Source organism: Mycobacterium sp. NPDC050041 (assembly GCF_049541695.1).
Classification (GTDB): domain Bacteria; phylum Actinomycetota; class Actinomycetes; order Mycobacteriales; family Mycobacteriaceae; genus Mycobacterium.
The window spans coordinates 383,422-407,362 of record NZ_JBMVDG010000003.1; the positions used below are offsets into that span (position 1 = coordinate 383,422).

Sequence of the window (23,941 nt, forward strand, 5' to 3'; positions counted from 1 at the left end):
TCGTCGGGGAGGACTTGTCGGTGGGTGCGGGCACCATGGTGGGGTGGCTGTCCAGACCGATCCGCTCTCCCGCTTCAGTGCGCTGACGCGGGAGTGGTTCGCGGGCACCTTCCCGGCGCCCACCGACGCGCAGACCCAGGCCTGGCAGGCCATCGCCGACGGGCACAACACGCTGGTCATCGCGCCCACCGGCTCCGGCAAGACGCTCGCGGCGTTCCTGTGGGCCATCGACCGGCTGGCCGAAGCCGAGCCGCGGCCCGCCACGGCGGGCACCCGGGTGCTCTACGTATCGCCGCTCAAGGCGCTGGCCGTCGACGTCGAGCGCAACCTGCGCACCCCGCTGACCGGCATCGCCCGCATCGCCGAGCGGCACGGCATGCCCGCGCCCGACATCAGCGTGGGCGTGCGCTCCGGTGACACCACGCCCGCCCAGCGCCGCGAACTGATCACCCGCCCGCCCGACATCCTGATCACCACACCCGAGTCGCTGTTCCTGATGCTCACCTCGGCCGCCCGCGACACGCTGGCCGAGGTGCAGACGGTGATCGTCGACGAGGTGCACGCCGTCGCGGCCACCAAGCGCGGCGCCCACCTGGCGGTGTCACTGGAGCGGCTGGACCAGTTGTTGGACCGCCCCGCGCAGCGGATCGGGCTGTCGGCGACGGTGCGGCCGGCCGAGGAGGTCGCCAGGTTCCTGTCCGGCCAGGCTCCGGCCACGGTCGTCGCGCCGCCCGCGACCAAGACGTTCGATCTTGCGGTGCAGGTCCCGGTTCCCGACATGGCCGACCTCGAGAACAACACCATCTGGCCCGATGTCGAGGAGCAGATCGTCGACCTGATCGAGGCGCACCGGTCGTCGATCGTCTTCGCCAACTCGCGTCGGCTCGCCGAACGACTGACCTCGCGGCTCAACGAGATCCACGCCGAACGCGCCGGCGTCGACCTCGGCAACGAACCCAACGGCAAGGTCGGTGGCGGCGCACCCGCCCAGGTGATGGCCAGCGGGGTGTCGATGGGCGCGGATCTGCTGCTCGCCAAGGCCCACCACGGGTCGGTGAGCAAGGAGCAGCGGGCGATCGTCGAGGACGATCTCAAGAGCGGGCGGCTCAAGGCCGTGGTCGCGACCTCGAGCCTCGAACTGGGCATCGACATGGGCTCGGTCGACCTGGTGATCCAGGTGGAGTCGCCGCCGTCGGTGGCCAGCGGCCTGCAGCGCATCGGCCGCGCCGGACACCAGGTCGGCGAGATCTCCCAGGGCGTGCTGTTCCCGAAGCACCGCACCGACCTGATCGGCTGCGCGGTCACCGTGCAGCGGATGCTGGCCGGGGCGATCGAGACCATGCGGGTACCGGCGAATCCGCTGGACGTACTGGCACAGCAGACGGTGGCGGCCGCCGCGCTCGAGCCGCTCGACGCCGACCGCTGGTTCGAGGCCGTCCGGCGCAGCGCGCCGTTCGCGACGCTGCCGCGCAGCGCGTTCGAGGCCACGCTGGACCTGTTGTCGGGCAAATACCCGTCCACCGAGTTCGCCGAGCTCCGTCCGCGGCTGGTCTACGACCGCGACACCGGCACGCTGACCGCACGGCCGGGCGCGCAACGGCTGGCGGTCACCTCCGGTGGCGCCATCCCCGACCGCGGATTGTTCACCGTCTACCTCGCGACCGACTCCGAGAAGCCGTCGAGAGTAGGCGAACTCGACGAAGAGATGGTCTACGAGTCGCGGCCGGGCGACGTCATCTCACTGGGCGCCACGAGCTGGCGGATCACCGAGATCACCCACGACCGGGTGTTGGTCGTCCCGGCGCCCGGGCAGCCCGCGCGGCTGCCATTCTGGCGGGGCGACGGCGTCGGCCGGCCCGCCGAGCTCGGCGCCGCGGTCGGCGCGTTCACCGGCGAACTCTCCGGGATGCAGGCCGACGACTACGTACAGCGTTGCCATGCAATGGGTTTCAACGACTATGCCACGGACAACCTGCGGCGCTTGCTCGACGACCAGCGTGAGGCCACCGGCGTGGTGCCCACCGACACCACGTTCGTGGTGGAGCGGTTCCGCGACGAGCTCGGCGACTGGCGGGTGATCCTGCACTCCCCCTACGGCCTGCGGGTGCACGGCCCGCTGGCGCTGGCGGTCGGGCGACGGCTGCGTGAGCGCTACGGCATCGACGAGAAGCCCACGGCCTCCGACGACGGCATCATCGTGCGGCTGCCCGACACCGATGTCACCTCCGGGGAAGCGATTTCGTTCGCGGACCTTTTCGTGTTCGACGCCGACGAGATCGAGCCGATCGTCACCGCCGAGGTGGGCGGCTCGGCACTGTTCGCCTCGCGTTTCCGTGAATGCGCGGCCCGCGCCCTGCTGCTGCCGCGCCGCCATCCCGGCAAGCGGTCGCCGCTGTGGCATCAGCGCCAGCGGGCGGCACAGCTACTCGACGTGGCCCGCAAATACCCCGACTTCCCCATCGTGCTGGAGGCGGTGCGCGAGGTCCTGCAGGACGTGTACGACGTGCCCGCCCTGATCGAGCTGATGCATCGGGTGGCCCAGCGCCGGCTGCGGATCGTCGAGGTCGAGACCGCCACACCGTCACCGTTCGCGGCGTCGCTGTTGTTCGGCTACGTCGGCGCGTTCATGTACGAGGGCGACAGCCCGTTGGCCGAGCGGCGTGCCGCCGCACTGTCATTGGACAGCGTGCTGCTCGCCGAACTGCTCGGCCGGGTGGAGCTGCGCGAGCTGCTCGACGCCGACGTCATCGCCGCCACCATCCGCCAGTTGCAGCACCTCGCCGAGGACCGGCGCGCCCGCGATGCCGAAGGGGTGGCCGACCTGCTGCGGCTGTTGGGGCCACTGACCGAGGCCGAGGTCGCCGAGCGTGCGACCACCGACGACGTCGCCGGCTGGCTCGACGGACTGCTGGCGGCCAAGCGTGCGCTGCGGGTGAACTTCGCCGACCGGACCTGGTGGGTCACCGTCGAGGACATCGGTCTGCTGCGCGACGGGATCGGCGTGGCGGTGCCCGTCGGGGTGCCCGCGACGTTCCTGGCCAACGTGGCCGATCCGCTCGGCGAGCTGCTCGGCCGCTACGCCCGCACCAACGGACCGTTCACCACCGGGGAGGCCGCGGCGCGCTTCGGCCTCGGCGTCCGGGTCGCCGCCGACGTGCTGGGCCGGATGGCGGTCGACGGGAAGCTGGTGCGCGGCGAGTTCACCAATGTGGCGTCGCCCGGCGCCGTGGGCGGCGAACAGTGGTGTGACGCCGATGTTCTGAAGATCCTGCGCCGCCGCTCGCTCGCTGCGCTGCGGGCGCAGGTCGAGCCGGTCAGCACCGCCGCCTACGCGCGCTTCCTGCCGGCGTGGCAACAGGTCGGGTCCGCGCACAGCTCGGGGATCGACGGCCTGGCGACCGTGATCGATCAGCTCGCCGGGGCGCCGATACCGGCGTCGGCCATCGAGCCGCTGGTGTTCGGCCAGCGGGTGCGCGACTACCAGCCGGCCATGCTCGACGAGCTGCTGGCGTCAGGCGAGGTGACCTGGTCGGGGGTGGGTCCGATCGGCAGCGGCGACGGCTGGATCGCGTTCCACCCGGCCGACTCCGCGCCGCTGACTCTGACCGCCCCGATGGAGATCGAGTTCACCGACACGCACCGGGCGATCATGGAGACTCTGGGCGGCGGCGGCGCATACTTCTTCCGCCAGCTCACCGGCGACGACGGCGAGTCGGTGAAACAGGCTCTGTGGGAACTGATCTGGTCCGGATGGGTCACCGGTGACACGTTCGCCCCGGTGCGCGCGAAGCTGACCGGTCCCAGGCGTTCGGGCGGTCGGCGGGCAGGCGCCCCGGCACACCGGCAGCGGCAGCGGGCGCCGCGGTTGAGCCGCTACAGCGTGGCGCACGCGCAGGTGCGCACGTCGGACCCGACGGTGGCCGGGCGGTGGTCGGCACTGCCCGCGGCCGAACCGGACTCCACGATGCGCGCGCACCTGCTGGCCGACATGATGCTCAGCCGGCACGGGGTGCTGACCAAGGGTGCGGCCGCCGCGGAGGGCGTGCCCGGCGGATTCGCGATGCTCTACAAGGTGCTGACGGCCTTCGAGGATGCCGGCCGGTGCCAGCGCGGCTATTTCGTCGAGTCGCTGGGCGGCGCGCAGTTCGCGGTGGCGTCCACCGTCGACCGGCTGCGGACCTATCTCGACGGCGTGGACCGGGAGCGGCCGGAGTACCACGCGGTGGTGCTCGCCGCGGCGGACCCCGCCAACCCGTACGGCGCGGCGCTGCCGTGGCCCACCCGCAAGTCGGCCGACGGCGACGGACGGGAGGACCCCACCCACCGGCCCGGCCGCAAGGCCGGCGCGCTCGTCGCCCTGGTGGACGGGGAGCTGACGTGGTTTCTCGAGCGCGGCGGACGGTCGCTGCTCAGCTTCACCCGGGACGCCGACGCCCACCACGCGGCGGGCGCCGCGCTGGCCGAACTGGTGGCCGCCGGCCGGGTGCCGTCGCTACTCGTCGAAAAGGTGGACGGGGTGGCGGTTCTCGACCCCGGCGCCGGTGGGCAGCACGCCGCGGTGCAGCAGGCGCTGACCGATGCGGGGTTCAGCCGCACGCCGCGCGGCTTGCGATTGCGCTAGCTGTTTCAGGACGCGGGAGCAGACGAGGTATCGGTGCCGCTGCCGGAACCCGAGCGCTCTGCGCTCTCGGAGTCGGCATCGCCCTGCGAGTGCGCGCCGCGGGTACCCGGCGTCGTGCGGGTGAGAGATTCGACGGCCTTGCGCACCGAACGGAGGCCGTCGCCAGGCTTGTAGCCGCCGGACGTCGACTTAGACGTGGACGCAGACTTCGAGTCCGGCGTGACGCGGTTGACGCGCCACGACTTCTTCGGCGGCGCCGGCTCGGCGGCTGTCTTCGCGACGGGGTCGGAGTCGGCGGTCACGGTCGCGGGCACCGGCGGCGTGTTGGCGGTCGTTCGTGCGTTGTCGGTGTTCTGCGAGATCGTCGAGGGCGAGCCCAGCGAACCCAGCTTCTGGACGGTCTGAACCGCGCCCGTAGCGACCGATTGCGCGTCGCCTGCCCACTGGTCGGGGCTCGGCAGCAGCTTGAAGCGCACCGGCTGGCTCGGCGCGGTCTCGCCGTCCGGGGTGCGGTCGTAGCCGGTCTCGATGACCGCCCGCAGGAACGGGTCGAGCGCCTCGATGACGTCATCGGGCACGCCCAGGGACCGCAGCGGCTCCGTCAGCGGCAATTGTCCGACCGCGTTGGGAAGCAGGATGTCGGTGACGTTGCCGTCGGTGGAGACGACAGCGCCGGCCGGCGGGTTCTCCGGGTCGATGTCGACGTCCTGGTAGTAACCGCTGTGGAGGTAGACGTACCCGAGGATGGCGTTCGCATCGGCGACCGGGTTCAGGAAGTAGACGGGCGCGTCAGCGACACCGTCGTACTGCTTGGTGACCTGGATGATCTTCGTCTCGCCGGACGTCGTGCCCTCACCGAAGGTCGCGCCGACAAGCGGCAGCGTGAAGGCGGGGAACCGGGTGAGCAGGCCGCCGTCGTTGCGCCGCGGGTTGGCGGCGAGGATCACGACCACGTTCCTCGGGTCGTAGCCCGATTCTTCGTCGGCTTCCAAGTCCTTGATGGCCCGCACCACGGCGCTGGCGCCCTGCGAGTAGCCGACGACGTACAGGGTTTCGGCGCCCTCGTCGGCGAGGATCTCGGCCTTGAGCTTGTCGACGGCTTCCTGCTCCGACTCGTCGAACGTCGGTGCGCCCAGCCCATGGCTGAGGATGCTCACAATTCCCAAAGAGCCGGGGTAGTCGACGAACACGTTGTTCGGGTCGTTGTCGTACTGACCGGCGAAGCTCCTCGCCATCCGCTCGGAGGCCGAGCCGGGCAGCTCGTCTCTGTCGGTCAGGAACGGCGACACCGTGCCGTCGACGAAGATCGAGTGATCGGCCGCCAGTCCCACCTCGGCGATGGTCGGGTTCGTCGCGTACACAGCGGCCAGCGCCCCGGCCACCGGAAGCGCGAGCCCGGTTGTCACGACCGGCGCGAGCTTCATCCGTCGCGACAGTTTGCGATGTTTCCCCACAGCGAACCCCACCAAGCTCCCAGCCCCACCTGGCGGTCGCTCAGGTCCGCACGAAGTGTAGCCGTCTCTACAGCGACAACGCAGCCCGGCGCGGCCATCTGTCACAAACGGTCACGACCGCCGACACGTTCGGTTGAGACTTCAAGGAATCTTTGCGGAAGCCGACCGCGCGAAGCGCCCGGTAGTTTCGACATGACCGTCCACCGCGACCGAGGAGCAGTGCAGCGATGCCCGAGGGGGACACCGTCTACCGCACCGCCACCGCCCTGCGCGAGGGACTGATCGGCAAGACGGTGACCCGCTGCGACGTCCGGGTGCCGCGCTACGCCGCGGTCGACCTCACCGGCGACGTCGTCGACGAAGTGCTCACCCGGGGCAAGCACCTGTTCATCCGCATCGGCGCGGCGAGCATCCACTCACACCTGAAGATGGACGGAAGCTGGAAGGTCACCCCGGCGTCCCGGCCCAGCCGCGCCGGCCATCGCATCCGGATCATCCTCGAGGCCGGCGAGGGCGCAGACGCCGTACAGGCCGCGGGCATCGACCTGGGGGTGCTCGAGGTGCTCGAACGAGCCGGCGACACCGATGCCGTCGCGCACCTCGGGCCGGACCTGCTCGGTGACGACTGGGAGCCGCGGATCGCGGCGGCCAACCTGGCAGCCGACCCCAGCCGGCCGCTGTCGGAGGCGCTGCTCGATCAGCGGGTGATGGCGGGCGTGGGCAACGTCTACGCGAACGAGATCTGCTTCGTCTTCGGGCATCTGCCGACCACACCCGTCGGCGAGGTCAAGGATCCGCTCCGGGTGGTGCAGAGGTCGCGGGACATGTTGTGGCTCAACCGGGACCGGTGGAATCGCACCACCACCGGCGATACCCGGCCCGGCCGCGATGTCTGGGTCTACGGCAGGTGGGGAAAGCCGTGTCGCCGCTGCGGCACACCCATCAGGCGTGACGACAGCGGCGACCGGATCAGCTACTGGTGCCCGAACTGTCAGCGTTGACCGGGCACCGCGAGACTACGGTTGTTGACGGAAATCGCGGGAAACGCGTCAACAACCGTAGTCTCGGCGGTCATTTCGGCAGGGCGAGTCGGACGATCTTGCGCACCACGGTCGCGAACTGGCGCGGTAGCGGACCGCTGTTGTACGGAACGCCGTAGCGGCGGCAGATGTCCTGCACCTGTGTCGAGATCTCGGCATGGCGGAAGGCCGGGATGTCGGGGAACAGGTGGTGCTCGATCTGGAACGACAGGTTGCCGCTCAGCAGGTGGAACAGCTTGCCGCCGGTGAGGTTCGCCGAACCGAGGACCTGGCGGAAGTACCACTGGCCGCGGGTTTCGGCCTTGGTCTCCTCGATGCTGAACTCCTGGACGTCCTCAGGGAAGTGGCCGCAGAAGATGATCATGTACGACCACACATTGCGCATCAGGTTGGCGGTCAGGTTGCCGGTGAACACCCAGGGGGCGAACGGGCCGGCCAGCAGCGGGAATGCCACGTAGTCCTTGAGGGTCTGACGCTTGGTCTTCGCCCAGATACCCTTCAACACCTCACGCTTGTCGGCGATCGAGATCTCACCGGACGTGATGCGCTCGGTCTCCATCTCGTGCAGCGCGACACCGTACTGGAACAGCACCATCAGCAGGAACGCGTAGACCGGGTTGCCCAGGAAGTACGGCTTCCACCGCTGATCCTCGCTCATTCGCAGGATGCCGTAGCCGATGTCGCGGTCCATGCCGACGATGTTGGTGTAGGTGTGGTGCATGTAGTTGTGCGAGTGCCGCCACTGGTCGGCCGGGCAGGCGGTGTCCCACTCGAACTTCTTGCCCGACAACGCCGGATCGCCGGTCCAGTCGTACTGGCCGTGCATGATGTTGTGGCCGATCTCCATGTTGTCGATGATCTTCGACAGGCCGAGCATCGCGGTGCCGGCCAGCCAGAACGGCGGGAAGATGCCACCGAACAGCAGTGCCCGGCCGCCGACCTCGAGGGTGCGCTGCGCCTTGATGACGCGGCGGATGTAGGTGGTGTCGCGCTCGCCGAGGTCGGCGATCACGCGCTCACGCAGTGCGTCCAGCTCGCGGCCGAAGGCCTCGGTCTGTTCGGGCGTCAGCCGGATGGTGCGTCCGGCGACGGTCTTCTCCAGAGTTCTCTGCGCGGGATTCGCTGCGGGAGTTTCGGTTTCGGGTGTGGTGATCTCGGGAGTGGTCGTGATGGTCATGACTTTTCTCCTTTCTTAGAGCGCGAGGTCGACGTCACCGACGGGGACGGACACGCAGATCTGCACGTCCTCCTCGTCGGTGCCCGACACCGCGCCGGTGATCAGGTTCTTGACCGCGCCGCGGGTCTTGCGGCGGGTACAGCTGTGGCAGATGCCCATCCGGCATCCGCTCTCCGGGGTGAGTCCGGCCGACTCGGCCTGTTCGAGCAGCGGCCGTCCGTCGTCGGTGACCTCGACCCGACTGTCGGCGAAGGCGACTCGGCCGCCGGTCGCCCCACCCGACAGGTCGAAGACCGGCGGCACGAAGCTCTCCGCCAGCGCGTTCGGGAAGTGTCGGCGCACCGCCTCGACGAGTGCCGGCGGCCCGCACACGTAGACCGCGTCGGGTTCGGGCATCGCGGCGGCGATGTGCTCGACGCCGAACCGGCCGTTGAGGTCACTGCCGGCCGTGTCGCGGGTGAAGCCGTGCAGCACGCGCACCCCGGACATGGCCCGCAGTTCGTCGCGGTAGCAGGCCTCAGCGGCGCTGCGGGCGTAGTGGACGAAGGCGATCTTGCGGTCGGACCCCTCGGCACGCATGGTGCGCAGCAGCGACATCACCGGGGTGATGCCGCTGCCGCCGGAGACGAACAGCACGCGCCGCGGCCGCGCAGCGGGCAGCGTGAACTCGCCGCCGACCGAGTCGAGACCGACGATCATCCCGGGCCGGGCGTGGTGGAACAGGTGCGTCGACACCAGGCCGCCGTCGTGGCGGCCGATGGTCAGCTCGATGTGGCGGGCGCCCTCGGCGCTGGCCGGTGAATAGCAGCGGGTGCGGCGACGGCCGTCGATCTCCACCGACAGGTTGATGTGCTGCCCCGCCCGGAATCCATGGAAGGCCTGGTTCGGCTCCAGGGTCAGGGTCACGCTGCGCGGCGTCTGGCGCGCCACGGCGATCACCTTCGCCCTGGCGTCGCCCATGGTCCAGGTCGGTGTGACCAGTTCGGTGTAGCGGTCGACGCCGTGCGGCCCCGTGAGCAGGTCGACCAGCGGCGAGGCGAGCACCCTGTCTCGAAAGCCTCGCGTCAAAGTTTCAGTGAACATGTGTACACCGTGCAGCAGTACGGTAGGGTTCGTCAATGATATGAGCGCAGATAGTGGTGGGGTTCACACAGTGAACAGTCGTTCGCCGAAGTCACATACAGGCAGGTCAGGAAAGTCCCGCTCACGGGATGCCCTGACGCGCGAGGAGCGTAAGGAGGCCACCCGCCGGGCCATCGTCGCCGCGTCCCTGGCACTCCTGGAGAACCGCAGCTTCAGCGCGCTGAGCCTGCGGGAGGTCACCCGCGCCGCCGGCATCGCGCCGACCGCGTTCTACCGGCACTTCGAGTCCATGGACGCTCTCGGCCTCGTCCTCATCGACGAGTCGTTTCGGTCTCTTCGCGACATGCTTCGCGGCGCCCGCGCAGGCAAGCTCGACCCGAACCGGGTGATCGAGTCCTCGGTCGAGATCCTTGTCGCCGGCGTCAACGCCCGCCGAGAGCACTGGCGCTTCATCGGTCGCGAGCGGTCCAGCGGGGTGAGCGTCCTGCGCTACGCGATCCGCACCGAGATCCGCCTCATCACCTCGGAGCTGGCGATCGACCTCGCCCGCTTCCCCGGCCTGACCGGCTGGAGCAGCGAGGACCTGAACATCTTGGCGAGCCTGTTCGTCAACGCAATGATCTCGATCGCCGAAGCCATAGAAGACACGGCGGATGCCTCCGGTCCCGCACTCGACGAGATCAAGCGGACCGCGATCAAGCAGCTGCGGATGATCGTCATCGGGATCGCCGGCTGGCGCAGCGCGGACTGACCGCTCAGCGCGTCAGACGGTTAGCGTGTCGGCCATGACCACCCTGGACCTGTCCCACCCGCGGCCCGACGTCACCGTCATCACCCTGAACCGGCCCGAGAAGCTGAACGCGCTGTCCTACGAACTCGTCGAGGATCTGCACGGCGCGATCGACGGCATCGTGGCCGACAACGACTGCCGGGTGGTGGTGCTCACCGGCGCGGGCCGCGGGTTCTGCTCGGGCCTGGACCTGACGGCGCCGAATCCACCGGAAGCCGCAGGCGGAACGGAATTCCCGCGCTCGGGGATGCGCTGGCAGGAGCGGATCGCCGAACTCACCACGCGGCTGCACCGGTTGCGCCAACCGGTGATCGCCGCGGTCAACGGGCCGGCCTACGGCGGCGGATTCGCGATCGCGCTGGCCGCCGACATCCGCATCGCCGCCGAATCCGCCCGGTTCTGCACGCAGTTCATCAAACTCGGCCTCGGCGGCTGTGACATCGGGGTCAGCTACACCCTGCCTCGAATCGTCGGCGCCGGGCCCGCCTTCGACCTGATCCTGACCGCCCGCGACGTCGACGCCGCCGAGGCGTTGCGCCTCGGCATCGTCTCCCGGCTGTCACAGGACGGATCGGTGCTCGACGATGCGCTCGCGATGGCCGAAACTCTGTGCAGCTACGGCAAGTTCGGTCTCGAGTCGACCAAGCAGGTGCTGTGGGCGAACCTGGACGCCGGCTGCCTCGAGACGGCGCTGCAGGTGGAGAATCGCAGTCAGATCCTGGCATCCACCAGCGGCGAGATGGCAGCGGCCAGTGAGGCGTTCCGACACCGGCGCCGGTGACCGGTCATTCGAGGAGCCAGAGGACGAGCGCGATGAGGACGGGGACGGCGCACAGGCCGTACAACGCATACCGTGGCAGCCGCTCCCACCGCGGCGAGACGACCATCAGCAGGATCGCGCCCAGACACCCGAGGACCAGCAGCGCCGCCTTCACCAGGGACATCCCGAAGTACACCGTCGCCACCCCGATGCCGACGAGGATGCCGGGCAGCAGCACCAGCGGCACCTGACGGTTCGGGATCCCCAGCGGTAGCGGCGCCAGCGACGTCGACCCGGGCAGGTCGAGATCCGGCCGGTGGTGCCGAAGCCAGTCGCCGATCGCTCCGGCCGTCCACTGTCGGTCGAATTCGTGCGGGAAGATGACGCCGCCATTGCGGCCCAGAATCGCCCACGCGCGGGCCGTCGACCACCGCGGCGACATCGGCAACAACTCGATGCCCTCGATGCCGCGCCAGGAGACCTCGGTGACCTCTCCGCGCCGCGCCAGCAGCAGACCGCCGGGGTGCAACGTCAGGCGCTGGGTGGCTTCGCCGCGACGGATCCGGGTGCTGTCCGATCCGTCCAGCTCGACCGGCTCCTCGAAGGGTTCGTCCACGATGTCTAGCGGGGAGTTCCGCCGCCGTCCACGATGATCGCCTGGCCGGTCAGATAACTGCCCGCATCGGAGACGAGAAGCAGGGCGGCACCGACCATCTCGTCCGGTGAGGCGAGCCGCTTCTGCAGTGTCGCATTCGCCATGCCGTCGATCACCTCGGTCGGGTTGTTGCGCATCATGTCGGTGTCGACGGGGCCGGGCGCCAGTGCGTTGACCCGGATGCCGAAGGGTGCGTATGCGGCGGCCATCGACCGCGTGAACGACAGCAGCGCCGCCTTGCCCGCGGCGTACATGGACACCCCGGGCGCGAAGTTGAACGCGCCCACCGACACGGTGTTCAGCACCGCCGCCGCGGGGCTGGCCTTGAGGTGCGGCAGCGCCTGCTGCACCAGGAACACCGGTCCGCGCAGGTTCACCTCGAACGACTTGGTCCACGCCTCCGGCGTCATCTCGCCCAACGGTTGGGCGAGCGCGTTGGCCGCGTTGTTGACCACGACGTCGATGCCACCGAACTCGTCGGCGGCGCGGATGACCAGTGCCTCGAGGGAAGCGAGGTCACCCAGGTGGGTGGGCACGCCGATGGCGCGGCCACCGAGGCCGCGCAGGTGCGCCGCAGCCTGCTCGCAGGCGTCGGCTTTGCGGCTGGCCACCACGACGTCGGCGCCTGCGAGGGCGAATCCTTCGGCAAGTGCGAGCCCGATGCCGCGGCTGCCGCCGGTGACGACGACGGTGCGGCCGGTGAGGTCGAAGAGACGGTCGAACGCTGCGCGATCCACGGCGTCAGTGAATCACGCGCCGTCCGTCCGGCCACGAGAAGCGGTCAGATGCAGCCGCTCACGCTGATGCGTCGTCCGACGTTGGCGCACACGTCGACGTTCGGCCGCGGGGGCGGCGGCACCCACACCGGCGGCGGTGGCGGCGGCGGCGGAGGTGGGGGCGGCGGAGGCGGTGGCGGGGCACCAGGAGGCGGTGGCGGTGGCGGTGGGGGCGGTGGCGGTGGCGGCGGTGGCGGGGGTGGCGCCAGCGCGTCGTTGAGGTAGTACAGCGGGTCGGCGCAGGTGCTCACGTCGACGTGGCGACCGCCGACCGAACCGCACAGCGTGGCATCGGCGACGGGCGTGATCGGGGTGACGAGACCACCGACGGACAGCAGCGCGGTCACGGCAACGGCGAGGCGCCTGGAGGTGTGCACGTGAATATGGTGCGTCACCGCGCGGTTCGCCACATCCGTTCGGCCGAACCGGAGTCGAATGTAAGAGGCATGGCCTACTCGTGAGGTGCGTGTGCCTCGCCGTAAACCATCGCATCACAGCCTTCGACGGGTTTGCGACACGCGACAGTCTTCGCCCTTTCAATCAATCATTCGTTTGCTCGATACCCATGATCCGGATGGTGATCTTGAGTCGTGACATTCGTCCACTTGGCGGCCAAGCACTCGGATGCGATGGACAGCAAACCTGAGAGCAAGCTGAACGAATTTTTCTCCGTCTATATCGATCTTGAGGCCCTGTCACCGCGACGAGAGCGCGCCGGCCGAAACAAGTTCGCTTAGTTGTTCTCAGGCAGCATATTTGACCACCGATACGCACGCCGACGAGTCCACGCCGTCACCGCTATGACTTCGTTGTATTGACGTGCGCATTCTCAAATACCGAGCAACGGCAACATGGTTGCATAGTGAATCATTCCCTTTAAGACGGCGAAGTCGACAGGCGGTTCCCTTCGAAAACGGTTCGTAAACCCAATCGCGCGCGTTTCCTGAAAATGGTTCCGATCGTGTCATTGGCGAACCTATAGTTTGCTGAACCCATCGTGGGGGGCCTCGAGTCGAGGATCAGGGAGTAGGGGAACCGGGATGGCTGCTGCCCAAAATCGCCAGGTACGTCGGCGTCAGCGTCGTGATGACAAGTCAGCGCGCAGCTGTCAGCAGAACTCGTTGCTCGCAAGCACCGGACTCGAGCGGATTCCCGCCTCCGCCGCGATGCCCGGCTACGCGCGGTTCATCGGCCGCGTTGGGGCCTTGGCGGTCGCGCTCGGCGTGGGTGCGGCCGTGGCGACCGGTTACGGCGTGCCGGTTGCCCACGCGGATGACACGACGCAGTCGTCGAACGACAACAAGGGCGACGGGGATTCCGGCCAGGACAACGACAACACCAACGACAACGACAACGACAACGACAACGACAACGAGGACCAGGGCGACGACGACGGTGACGACAACGAAACTGTCGGCGACAAAGAAACTCTCGGCGACGACGAGGAAGGCGACGACAGTCAAACCACGCTGTCCGAGGACGACCTCAAGACGGACGACGGCATAGGCAACGATGAGCAGCAAGAGCAGGGCGGCGGCAACCTCCTGCTCCAGGGTGATCCGATCGGCGGAACTCCTGCGCCGGCGGAAATCCCCGTAACCCCCCCGCCCCCAGTTGACGTCACGCCCCCGGCGCCGCTGGCCGATCCGCCGCCGACCGTCCCGGTCCCGGAGGTGCCGAAGGCGCCCGTCGACGTGATCCAGCCTGCGGTGGGCGATCCCATTGCTGATGCGGACCAGCACGTTCCCGTACCCGGCGGAGGTGCACCTCTCATCGCCGACACCGGCCCGAGTGGAGCCGACCAACTACTCGAGGGTGCCACCCCGGTCGAGTTCTCGGTCGAGGAGCTCGACGGTGGCGCCAACAGACTGACCACCTTCAACGTTGAGGATTCGCAGGGTTTCTCGGCCGCCCTGATCGCGCCCGAACCGAACATCATCGAACCCGAGCAACCGGATCTCTGGGCCGGCCTGGCGACGATCCCCGGTGTGGCCGCGCGGTTGGCGTACACCGTGGCGGCGGCGTTCCTGTCGCCGTTCGTGGTGGGCGGGCCCACTGCGCCCGTACAGCCTCCGGTGTTGTGGGCGGTGCTCGCATGGGTCCGTCGGGAGTTCCAGCGCACGCTCTTCAACGAAACGCCCACCGCCATGAACGACCCGGCCGTCACCACGAGCGAAGACGTCGCCGTGACGATCTCGGCGCTGACCAACGATTTCGACACCGACGAGGACCCGCTGACTGTCACCGACTACACGCAGCCGGAGCACGGGACCGTCACATACAACGCGGCGACCAAGCAGTTCACCTACACCCCGGACGAGAATTTCCACGGCACAGACACGTTCCAGTACGCAGTCTCCGACGATGCCGGCCTGCCCCATTGGCACGGCATCCTGGGCGGACTCTTCAATGTCGGCCACCAGGACACGGCCACTGTCACCGTGACGGTCACCTCGGTGAACGACGTCCCGGTCGCGGGTGGCGGCACTCTGGCCACCAACGAAGACACCCCGCTCTCGACGACGTTGTCCGGCAGCGATGCTGATGGAGACGCGCTCACGTATGCGATCGTGACGCCGCCGACGCACGGCACGATCACGAACTTCAACTCGTCCACCGGGGCGTACACCTATAACCCCAACCAGGACCTCGACACCGGCGAAAGCCGTGTCGACACGTTCACATATACGGTGTCCGACGCCACCTCGACGTCTCAGCAGGCCACGGTGTCCATCACGGTCACAGGTGCCAATGATCTCCCCGTCGCGGTCGACGACGACTTCGAGACCGACGAGAACACAACGCTCACGTTCACCTTGGACGATTTGCTCGAGAACGACGTCGACGTCGACGTCGAGCCGCTGACCCCGTACTACAACGCCGTGCTGACGCCGCCGACCCATGGCTCCCTGACAGTCTCGGGCAACACGTTCACCTATGTTCCCAACGCCCAGAGCCTGGACGACGGTGAGGAAGTCGTCGACACCTTCACCTATCTGGTGCACGACGGCACCGGAGCCAGCAACATCGCCACCGTCTCGATCACCGTGACCGGTGTCAACGACGCTCCGGTCGCGGTGGACGATGTCGCGACCACCGACGAGAACACCCCCGTCGGTGGCAACGTGCTGACCAACGACACCGACGTCGACGATGATCCGCTGAGCGTGGCCAACCCCGGCAATCAGACCGGGACTTACGGCCACATCACCATCAATGCCGACGGCTCGTACACCTACACGCCCGGCCAGGGCGGCCAGGTCGTCGGGCCCAACGGCGGCACGGTCGTGCTGACCGATTCCGATCAGGTCACCCAGGGCAGGTACGACAGCTCCTTCTACGTCGATGGGAACAAGCCCTACGCCGCCTTCACCTTCGTCCCGAGCACCACCGGCACGTACGTGTTCGAGCAGGCAACGATTCCGAGCGGCAGCGACACGACGTTGTTCGTCTACAGCGGAACCTTCGATCCCGCCTCGGAGAACACCAATCTGATCGCGCAGGACGATGACTCCGGCCCCGGCCTCACTCCTCGGGTGACCGCCAACCTCGTGGCGGGTCAGACGTACACCATCGTCAACTCCACCTTCGGGTCGGGTGGCAACCTCGGCGCACCCCTGATCTTCTCGAGTAACGGCCCCGGCGTCTTCGGCGGCGTGCCGATCGACCCCGACACACTCGACGACGACGAAACCGCCACCGACACGTTCACGTACACCGTCACCGACGGTGACGCCAACGACACCGGGACGGTCACCGTCACGATCAACGGGGTCAACGATGCCCCGGTGGCAGTCGACGACAATGCGGGATCCGTTGCCGAGGACTCGACGACGCCACTGACGTACAACGTGGTGGCCAACGACACCGACATCGACGACGAGCCGTTGACGGTGCAATCAGCCACCGATGGCCAGTACGGCACGGTCACGTTCACGGGAGGCACGGTCACCTACACCCCGAGCGCAACCAACGCCACGGTGCAGGCCCTCGGCGCCGGCGATCCGCTCACCGACTCGTTCACCTACGTTGTCACGGATGGGGACGCCACCGACACGGCGACCGTCACCGTCACCATCATCGGTGCCAACGATGCACCGGTGGCAACCAATCTCGACGTCGACACCGTGGTACAGGGCGGTTCGACGGTGACCTCCACAGTGGCGAACAACGTGTCCGATCCCGATGGTGATGCCCTCACGGCGACCCTCGTCACCGGCCCGACGCACGGCACCGTCGAGTTCTTCGACGACGGGCACTTCATCTATCACGCGCCCACCGGTTACGACGGCTCCGCCAGCTTCACCTACAAGGTCAACGACGGCACCGCGGACAGCAATATCGCCACGGTCACCATCACCAACATCGTCAATCCGAACCTGGCACCGGATGCGGTCAACGACACCGCGGTCGTCGCCGCAGGGCAGACAACCAACGTGAACGTGCTCGTCAACGACACCGATCCTGATGCTACGGACGTGGTTTCCGTCGTCAGCGCCTCCAACGGTGCGCATGGAACAACGTCGGTCAATGCCGACGGGACGATTGCCTACACACCCGCCGCCGGTTACCTGGGGTCGGACTCCTTCACATACACAGTCAGCGATGGACGCGGGGGCACTGACACCGCCACCGTCAACCTCGAAGTGTCCGCGGTGTTCGACGAGCCTGTGGTGGTCGAACTCAATTGGGGTACCGCTCCTCGCGATCTGGATTCACACCTCACCGGACCGTCGGCGGCTGAGGATGGATCGCGCTTCCACGTCTACTACAGCGCCAAGACAACGGACGGAAACGCCGACGGAGTAGTCGACGCGAATCTCGCGTTCGACGATACAGACGGCGTGGGTCCGGAAATCACGACGATCAGCACCCTCACGCCGGGCGAGTACCACTTCTACGTCCACAACTTCACGGGGTCGCCTGCGATTGGGACCTCGCAGGCAACAGTCACCGTGCACACCGAAGCCGGAGATCAGACCTTCACCATCAATCCGGCAGCCACCGAGCGCTATTGGTCAGTGTTCAAGCTGACGATCTCCCCCGCGGGGGCCGTCACCATCACCCCGATCAACACCTACAGCAACACTCCGCCGGTGCTGCCTGCCACCAACATGTGATCCGCAAGTCGAACAGCCCAAAGGCGGGGATTCGCACAGCGATTCCCCGCCTTTGGTCATGTCAAAGTGCCCGCGCGTCCAGCGCCGCCGCGATCGCCCCGCGCCGCGGCGGCACGTGCTCGACGCGTACGGCGTCGCCGACCCGGACCACCCCCGTGCGCACGACGTCGGCGTACGCCCCGACCGACGGCGAGTCACCACGCACCGGCACGTCGCGCTGGCGGTCGCGGGTGATCGTGCGCAGGATCCGCTGATCGCGGGCCAGTCCGGGCTGGCCGCGGGTGGTGACGATGCACCGCGGCGTCGGCATCACCACATGCAGCAGCACCTCGGCGCCGATGTGCAGGTCGCAGCCGAGCCAGCCGTCCTCGGCGTCGGGTTCAGCGTCGACGAGCAGATTGGGCCGGAACCGGCGGGCATCCCAGTCACCGTCGGGATGCCGCTCGGCCAGCCAGCGCAGGGTGCCCGTCGCGGCGAGATGCACCGGTGCCAGATCAACCAGCACACCAGGGTTTTCGATCGCCAGGCGTACCTCGAAGCCGAGCAGCTCGGACACCCGTCGAGTCAGTGCGGCGTCGTCGTCCCCTATCACCGCGCCGTCACCGAACTCGACCTCGATCGGCGGCACCGGATCGTCGGTCGTCGGCTCCCGTAGATACCGGGCGTGACAATTCAGCAGCGCGCCATGCTGTTTGGCGCTGATCCGGTCACCGGACTCGACCGCGAAGAAAGCCCGCACCCGGTCACCGAGCACTCCCCCGTCGACGAACGTCAGGTGGTCGGGCTGCTCACCCCACATCGACTTGACCGGGTGGCGCCAGAGCCGTTCGATCACGCCCACAGTGTCCGTCCCGTCGTGAAGCACCGGGTCGCGCCGGTGAGTGGGTCCTCGAATTCGAGGCGCTGCGCCAGGAGCTGCAGTGGCCGGCCGAAGTCGTCGGCGGCCACGTCGAGCACCCGGGGATACAGCGGGTCGTTCGTGATCGGCACACCGAGCGAGTTCATGTGCACGCGCAGCTGATGCGTGCGGCCGGTGCGCGGCGTCAGGCGATACCTGTCGTCGCCGAGATGCTCGACCACCGTCTCGGCATTCACGTCACCCGGCTCCTCGTAGGCCTGCAAGCGACTGCGCTGCTTGATGATTCGGCTGCGCAGCACGGTCGGCAGGGCGACGGTCGGCGTTCCGGCGGCCCGCGCCAGGTAGGTCTTGCGCACCGCGCCGCGGGCGAACATGGTCTGGTAGGCCCCCCGCACGTCAGGGCGCACGGTGAACAGCAACACCCCCGCTGTCAGCCGGTCCAACCGGTGCGCCGGCGACAGGTCCGGCAGCGAAAGCGATCGGCGCAGCCGCACCAGCGCGGTCTGCGCGACATGACCACCGCGCGGCATGGTGGACAGGAAGTGCGGCTTGTCGACCACGACGATGTCATCGTCGCGGTGCAGCACCGGCATGTCGAACGGCACCTCCACCTCGTCGGGCAGGTCGCGGTACAGGTAGACGAACGAATTCGGCGGCAGCACAGTGCCCGCCGTCACCACACTGCCGTCAGCCGCCAGCACCTCACCGCCGAGCACCTTCTCGGCCGCGGCCTCACCGAACCGCGAAGCCAGTTCGACGAGCACGGCACCGCCGCGCAGCCTGACCCGGGCCGGCCCGAGGCCGTCGCGCACCGGCAGCGGCGCCGCCCGCCGCGTCACTTCAGCGGAACCGGTTCGAGGATCTCGGCACGCGCCTCGGGAGCGGCGGCCCGCAGTGCGTCCGCGGCCTCGTCGTCGTCCTGCGACTGGGACAGCACCTCGGCCTCCACCCGGGCCAGGTAGGTGTCGACCTCGCGGTCGATGTCCTCGGCGCTCCAACCGAGCACGGGCGCAACGATTTCGGCGACCTCACGGGCGCAGTCGACACCACGGTGGGGGTACTCGATCGAGATCCGCATCCTGCGGGCCATGATGTCCTCGAGGTGCAGCGCACCCTCGGCGGCCACGGCGTAGGCCGCCTCCACCTTCAGGTAGACCGGAGCCTCGGTGATCGGGGTCAGCAGCTCGGGATCCCCGTCGGCAAGGGCGAGGACGTCACCGATCAGCGAGCCGTAGCGGTCCAGCAGGTGGCGCACCCGGTAGGGATGCAGGCCGTACCGCGCGCCGACGCTCTGGGTCTGGTTGATCAGCGCGAAGTACCCGTCGGCGCCCATCAGCGGCACCTTCTCGGTGATCGACGGCGCCACCCGGGCCGGGATGAACTCGGCGGCCGCGTCGATCGCGTCCTCCCCCATCACCCGGTAGGTGGTGTACTTGCCGCCGGCGATGGCCACCAGGCCCGGGGCCGCAACGGCGACCGCGTGCTCGCGGGACAGCTTGGAGGTCTCCTCGCTCTCGCCGGCCAGCAGAGGGCGCAGTCCCGCGTAGACGCCGTCGATGTCGTCGTGGGTGAGCGGAGTGGCCAGCACCGTGTTGACCGTTTCGAGGATGTAGTCGATATCGGCCTTGGTGGCGGCCGGATGCGCCAGGTCGAGGTTCCAGTCGGTGTCGGTGGTGCCGATGATCCAGTGCGTGCCCCACGGGATGACGAACAACACCGATTTCTCGGTGCGCAGGATGATCGCGACCTCGCTGACGACACGGTCGCGGGGCACCACGACATGCACGCCTTTGGAGGCCCGGACCCGGAACCGGCCGCGCTCCTTGGACAGCGCCTGGATCTCGTCGGTCCACACGCCGGTGGCGTTGACCACGACGTGGCCGCGCACATCGGCGACCTCACCGTCCTCGGAATCACGGACACGCACCCCGATGACGCGGTCGCCCTCACGCAGCAGCGACACCACTTGAGTCGAGGTGCGCACCACCGCGCCGTAGTGCGCGGCGGTGCGGGCCACCGTCATCGTGTGGCGGGCGTCGTCGACGACGGTGTCGTAGTAGCGGATGCCGCCGATCAGCGAGCTGCGCTTGAGCCCGGGCGCCAACCGCAACGCTCCCGACTTCGTCAGGTGTTTCTGCGCGGGGACGGATTTCGCGCCGCCGAGCTGGTCGTAGAGGAAGATGCCCGCGGCCACGTAGGGCCGCTCCCACCAGCGGTTGGTCAGCGGGAACAGGAACGGCATCGGCTTCACCAGGTGCGGCGCCAGGGTGGTCAGCGACAGCTCACGCTCGTGCAGTGCCTCGCGCACCAGCCCGAACTCGAGCTGTTCGAGGTAGCGCAGACCACCGTGGAACATCTTGCTGCTGCGACTCGAGGTGCCGGAGGCGAAGTCGCGTGCCTCGACCAGCGCCACCTTGAGGCCACGGGTGGCGGCGTCCAGGGCGGCGCCCGCCCCCACCACGCCGCCGCCGATCACCACCACATCGAACTGCTCGGTGCCCAGCCGCTGCCATGCGTCAGCGCGATATACAGGGCCCAGGAAGGTCTGTCCGCTGCCTGCGATCGGGTCGCCCACTGGAGATCCTCGCCTAGTTACTCGTCGGTACGGTTTGCTCGTACCCCAGGTTACGTGCGGTCAGTCCAGATCGTCGTGTCTCATCAGGCGGCGGCCGGCCTCGGTGATCGATCCCGACAGCGATGGATACACCGAGAAGGTCTGCGCGAGGTCTTCGACGTCGTTGCCGTTCTGCACCGCCAGCGCGATCGGCACGATCAACTCCGAGGCGATGGGCGCCACCACCACGCCGCCGATCACCACGCCGGTCGCCGGTCGGCAGAAGATCTTGACGAAGCCGCGGCGCAGGCTCGACATCTTCGCCCGCGCGTTGGTGTTGAGCGGCAGCATCACGGTGCGCGCGGGCACCGAGCCGTCGTCGATCTTGGACTGCGGGACGCCGACGGCGGCGATCTCCGGCCGGGTGAACACCGCGGCGGCCACCGTGCGCAGCCGGATCGGTTCCAGGCCCTCCCCCAGCGCGTGGTACATCGCGATGCGGCCCTGCATGGCCGCCACCGAGGCGAGCAGCATCAGGCCGGTGCAGTCACCGGCGGCGTAGATGCCCGGCACCGACGTGCGGGACACCCGGTCGACGTTCAGGTAGCCGCCCCCGCCCAGCTCGATGCCGACCCGCTCGAGGCCGAGTCCGGTGGTGTTGGGCACCGAGCCGACCGTCATCAGCGCATGGCTGCCCTCCACGGTGCGTCCGTCGGTCATCGTGACCAGCACCCCGGTGTCGGTGCGGGTGACCGACTCCGCCCGGGCGTTCTTGACGAGCGTCACGCCGCGTTCGAGCAGGGCGTCCTCCAGCACCGCCGCGGCGTCGGAGTCTTCGTGCGGCAGGATCTGGTCGCGGCTCGCCACCACGGTGACCTTGACCCCGAGTTCGGTGTAGGCGTTGACGAACTCCGCGCCGGTCACCCCCGACCCCACCACGATCAGGTGTTCGGGCAGCGCGTCCAGGTCGTAGAGCTGGCGCCAGTTGAGGATGCGGTCGCCGTCGGGCTCGGCGTCCTTCAGGACGCGCGGCCTGGCGCCGGTGGCGATCAGCACGACGTCGGCCTTGAGTTCGCTCTCGGTGCCGTCGTGCGCGGTGACCTTGACGGTGTGTGCGGCCATTCCCGGCATGTCGTCGACCAGTTCGCCGTGGCCTGCGATCAGCCGGACGCCCTCGTTGCGGAGGCGTTCGGCGATGTCGGCGGACTGCGCTGCCGCCAGAGTCTTCACCCGCTCGTTGATGCGCGGCAGTGAGATCTTCGCGTTGTCGAAGTCCAGCGCGTAGCCGAGGTCGGGCGCGCGGCGGAGTTCGGTGCGCACGCCGGTGGAGGCGATGAAGGTCTTCGACGGCACGCAGTCCCACAGCACACACGCCCCACCCAGCCCGTCGGTGTCGACGATGGTGACGTCGACGTCGTCTGGACCGCGTGCGGCCGCCACGAGCGCTGCCTCATATCCGGCGGGCCCGCCGCCGATGATCACGATGCGGGTTGCCACCGCTCCAACCTATCGTCCGCCGCCTCCCGCGGCCGGGTGGATCGCATCCGCAGCGGTCCCCGCGCTGCCCGCGGTTGTGAGATTCGCCGCCGGTCCTGTTCGCGGGCGGGATCGGATTATGCTCTCCTACCGTGCCGCTCTACGCCGCTTACGGCTCCAACATGCATCCCGAGCAGATGATGGAGCGCGCACCGCATTCGCCGATGGCGGGCACCGGTTGGCTGCACGGCTGGCGACTGACCTTCGGCGGGGCGGACATCGGCTGGGAGGGTGCCCTGGCGACCGTCGTCGAGGATCCGCTGTCGAAGGTGTTCGTCGTCCTCTACGACATGACCAAGGAGGACGAGGACACCCTCGACCGCTGGGAGGGCTCCGAGCTCGGCATCCACAAGAAGATCCGCTGCCGGGTGCACCGGCTGTCCTCGGACACCGACACCGATCCGGTGCTGGCCTGGCTGTATGTCGTTGATGCGTGGGAGGGCGGCCTGCCGTCCGCGCGCTACCTGGGGGTGATGGCCGACGCCGCGGAGATCGCGGGCGCCCCGGCCGAATACGTCCACGACCTGCGGACCCGGCCGTCGAGCAACATCGGCCCCGGGTCCAGCTCGAGCTAGGCCGTCAGGAGCTCGACGCGGTCGGCCCGCAGCCGGTCCAGCCGGGCGGTCGCCTCGTCGATGCGCGCGGCCACGCGCTGCTGGATGCGGTGCACCCCGGCGATCGCCTCGGTCACCTTCTCCTTCGCCTCGATGATGCGGTCACGCACGGCCAGGTCGGTGAAGAAGTTGTCGAACCAGACGTCGAAGACCCTGGTCAACTCGTCGAGTTCGACGAGCCGGACGCCGGCCATGTGCACGTCGGACAGTTCGGCGGTGAACGCACGCAACGCGGAGTCGGCCGCCCGCAGCAGCGCCGCCACCTCGTCGAGCCGGTCGTTCTTGACCATGCTGGCGACCATGCCGCCGTCGAACCAGGTGTCGTAGGCCGACCAGAACCCCGCGTCGTCGAGCGTCTCGGCCGCCGCCCGCAGATGCTCCAGCGCGGCCTCACCGGTGTCGAGCGCCTGCCCGAGCTCGCCGAGTTCGGCCGCGGTGCCGCCCTGCTCGCGGGCGATCTCCACCAGCCTGGCCGCCTGCGGGTCGTGCTGCTGGCGCAGCCGTCGCTCCTTATCGGCCAACGCGCGGTCGAACCGCGCGTGCACGTCGCCGAGGCGGGCGCGCCGCCGCTCGAGGTGTTCGACCACCGTCCGGTCGGCATCGGCGCGGGCCTGACGGGCGCGGAACTCGTAGTCGGCGGCCTGGTGTTCGGCCGCCTCGCGGGCGAGATCGTCGTCGTGAGATCCCTTGAGGTGCGCGAGGATCGATGTGAGTGACATCTTGTCCATGCGGGCGACGTCGGCCTGCTCGTCGGTCAGCCGTGCGCGTGCCTCCGCCGCCGCGGACGCCGACGCATCGGCCTGCTGCTGCGCGGCCTCCAGCTTGCGGCCCAACGACCGGTGTTCGGCGAGCGCGGCCGCCGCAGAGGCCAGTTTGTCGTCGTGCGAAGACGTCATGGTGGC

General features: G+C 68.7%; 17 protein-coding genes. 6 read left to right on the forward strand and 11 right to left on the reverse strand.

The features are described 5' to 3' along the window. The first annotated feature begins 43 nt into the window (after window positions 1-43). Window positions 44-4,621, forward strand: a complete 4,578-nt coding sequence (locus tag ACPCHZ_RS12280) for an ATP-dependent helicase (RefSeq protein ID WP_423485000.1) — start codon at window positions 44-46, stop codon at window positions 4,619-4,621. Between the two features lie 5 nt (window positions 4,622-4,626). Here ACPCHZ_RS12280 and ACPCHZ_RS12285 read toward each other — a convergent pair whose 3' ends face one another. Then, a complete protein-coding gene (locus ACPCHZ_RS12285; RefSeq protein WP_423485001.1) occupies window positions 4,627-6,027 on the reverse strand; it encodes a PE-PPE domain-containing protein in 1,401 nt (466 codons plus the stop codon). Window positions 6,028-6,302: 275 nt separating this feature from the next. Here ACPCHZ_RS12285 and nei2 point away from each other — a divergent pair, with 275 nt between their 5' ends. Continuing rightward, a complete protein-coding gene (gene nei2 / locus ACPCHZ_RS12290) occupies window positions 6,303-7,076 on the forward strand; it encodes an endonuclease VIII Nei2 (protein WP_423485002.1) in 774 nt (257 codons plus the stop codon). A gap of 70 nt (window positions 7,077-7,146) precedes the next feature. Here nei2 and ACPCHZ_RS12295 read toward each other — a convergent pair whose 3' ends face one another. Both ACPCHZ_RS12295 and ACPCHZ_RS12300 read right to left on the reverse strand, forming a co-directional pair. Continuing rightward, the gene (locus tag ACPCHZ_RS12295) at window positions 7,147-8,292 is read right to left on the reverse strand and encodes a fatty acid desaturase family protein (RefSeq protein ID WP_423485003.1); all 1,146 of its coding nucleotides are present in this window, start codon (window positions 8,290-8,292) and stop codon (window positions 7,147-7,149) included. 15 nt (window positions 8,293-8,307) lie between these two features. Further along, window positions 8,308-9,375, reverse strand: a complete 1,068-nt coding sequence (locus tag ACPCHZ_RS12300; protein ID WP_423485004.1) for a ferredoxin reductase — start codon at window positions 9,373-9,375, stop codon at window positions 8,308-8,310. A 70-nt stretch (window positions 9,376-9,445) separates the two neighbouring features. Between ACPCHZ_RS12300 and ACPCHZ_RS12305 the strand changes: the two genes are divergently transcribed. Together ACPCHZ_RS12305 and ACPCHZ_RS12310 are read left to right on the forward strand one after the other, a co-directional pair. Continuing rightward, window positions 9,446-10,126: a TetR family transcriptional regulator gene (locus ACPCHZ_RS12305; protein ID WP_364972071.1), complete on the forward strand. Its 681-nt coding sequence runs from the start codon at window positions 9,446-9,448 to the stop codon at window positions 10,124-10,126. Window positions 10,127-10,160: 34 nt separating this feature from the next. Continuing rightward, complete coding sequence (locus tag ACPCHZ_RS12310; protein WP_423485005.1) at window positions 10,161-10,946, forward strand: enoyl-CoA hydratase/isomerase family protein; 786 nt, start codon at window positions 10,161-10,163, stop codon at window positions 10,944-10,946. Window positions 10,947-10,950: 4 nt separating this feature from the next. Here the strand turns inward: ACPCHZ_RS12310 and ACPCHZ_RS12315 are convergent, their stop codons facing one another. The 3 genes from ACPCHZ_RS12315 to ACPCHZ_RS12325 are packed head-to-tail and all read right to left on the reverse strand — an operon-like array spanning window position 10,951 to window position 12,733. After that, the gene (locus ACPCHZ_RS12315) at window positions 10,951-11,541 is read right to left on the reverse strand and encodes a hypothetical protein (RefSeq protein ID WP_423485006.1); all 591 of its coding nucleotides are present in this window, start codon (window positions 11,539-11,541) and stop codon (window positions 10,951-10,953) included. Window positions 11,542-11,546: 5 nt separating this feature from the next. Further along, entirely contained in the window at window positions 11,547-12,317 is a 771-nt protein-coding gene (locus ACPCHZ_RS12320) for an SDR family NAD(P)-dependent oxidoreductase (protein WP_423485007.1), read from the reverse strand. A gap of 44 nt (window positions 12,318-12,361) precedes the next feature. Next, window positions 12,362-12,733, reverse strand: a complete 372-nt coding sequence (locus ACPCHZ_RS12325; protein ID WP_423485008.1) for an RNA-binding protein — start codon at window positions 12,731-12,733, stop codon at window positions 12,362-12,364. A gap of 744 nt (window positions 12,734-13,477) precedes the next feature. Between ACPCHZ_RS12325 and ACPCHZ_RS12330 the strand changes: the two genes are divergently transcribed. After that, window positions 13,478-17,476 (forward strand): Ig-like domain-containing protein, encoded by a 3,999-nt coding sequence (locus tag ACPCHZ_RS12330; RefSeq protein WP_423485009.1) that lies wholly within the window; start codon window positions 13,478-13,480, stop codon window positions 17,474-17,476. 61 nt (window positions 17,477-17,537) lie between these two features. Here the strand turns inward: ACPCHZ_RS12330 and ACPCHZ_RS12335 are convergent, their stop codons facing one another. Genes ACPCHZ_RS12335 through ACPCHZ_RS12350 form a run of 4 tightly spaced genes read right to left on the reverse strand, consistent with a single transcriptional unit; the run spans window position 17,538 to window position 22,386 of the window. Next, on the reverse strand, window positions 17,538-18,311 hold the full coding sequence (locus tag ACPCHZ_RS12335; protein ID WP_423485010.1) for an MOSC domain-containing protein: 774 nt from the start codon (window positions 18,309-18,311) through the stop codon (window positions 17,538-17,540). Further along, complete coding sequence (locus ACPCHZ_RS12340; protein WP_423485011.1) at window positions 18,308-19,174, reverse strand: pseudouridine synthase; 867 nt, start codon at window positions 19,172-19,174, stop codon at window positions 18,308-18,310. The genes ACPCHZ_RS12335 and ACPCHZ_RS12340 overlap by 4 nt, the downstream gene beginning before the upstream one ends. Beyond that, the gene (locus ACPCHZ_RS12345; protein ID WP_364972092.1) at window positions 19,171-20,910 is read right to left on the reverse strand and encodes a glycerol-3-phosphate dehydrogenase/oxidase; all 1,740 of its coding nucleotides are present in this window, start codon (window positions 20,908-20,910) and stop codon (window positions 19,171-19,173) included. The genes ACPCHZ_RS12340 and ACPCHZ_RS12345 overlap by 4 nt, the downstream gene beginning before the upstream one ends. 60 nt (window positions 20,911-20,970) lie before the next feature. Further along, window positions 20,971-22,386: an NAD(P)H-quinone dehydrogenase gene (locus ACPCHZ_RS12350; protein WP_423485012.1), complete on the reverse strand. Its 1,416-nt coding sequence runs from the start codon at window positions 22,384-22,386 to the stop codon at window positions 20,971-20,973. Between the two features lie 131 nt (window positions 22,387-22,517). Between ACPCHZ_RS12350 and ACPCHZ_RS12355 the strand changes: the two genes are divergently transcribed. Next, the gene (locus ACPCHZ_RS12355; protein ID WP_364972097.1) at window positions 22,518-23,000 is read left to right on the forward strand and encodes a gamma-glutamylcyclotransferase; all 483 of its coding nucleotides are present in this window, start codon (window positions 22,518-22,520) and stop codon (window positions 22,998-23,000) included. Here ACPCHZ_RS12355 and ACPCHZ_RS12360 read toward each other — a convergent pair. Further along, on the reverse strand, window positions 22,997-23,935 hold the full coding sequence (locus ACPCHZ_RS12360; RefSeq protein ID WP_423485013.1) for a hypothetical protein: 939 nt from the start codon (window positions 23,933-23,935) through the stop codon (window positions 22,997-22,999). The two genes, ACPCHZ_RS12355 and ACPCHZ_RS12360, sit on opposite strands and share 4 nt — an antisense overlap. Window positions 23,936-23,941: the final 6 nt, after the last annotated feature.

Excerpts from the sequence above, each read along its gene's own strand:
- nei2 (WP_423485002.1), top strand. The coding sequence starts at position 6,303 with ATGCCCGAGGGGGACACCGTCTACCGCACCGCCACCGCCCTGCGCGAG.
- ACPCHZ_RS12295 (WP_423485003.1), bottom strand. The coding sequence starts at position 8,292 with ATGACCATCACGACCACTCCCGAGATCACCACACCCGAAACCGAAACT.
- ACPCHZ_RS12300 (WP_423485004.1), bottom strand. The coding sequence starts at position 9,375 with ATGTTCACTGAAACTTTGACGCGAGGCTTTCGAGACAGGGTGCTCGCC.
- ACPCHZ_RS12310 (WP_423485005.1), top strand. The coding sequence starts at position 10,161 with ATGACCACCCTGGACCTGTCCCACCCGCGGCCCGACGTCACCGTCATC.
- ACPCHZ_RS12360 (WP_423485013.1), bottom strand. The coding sequence starts at position 23,935 with ATGACGTCTTCGCACGACGACAAACTGGCCTCTGCGGCGGCCGCGCTC.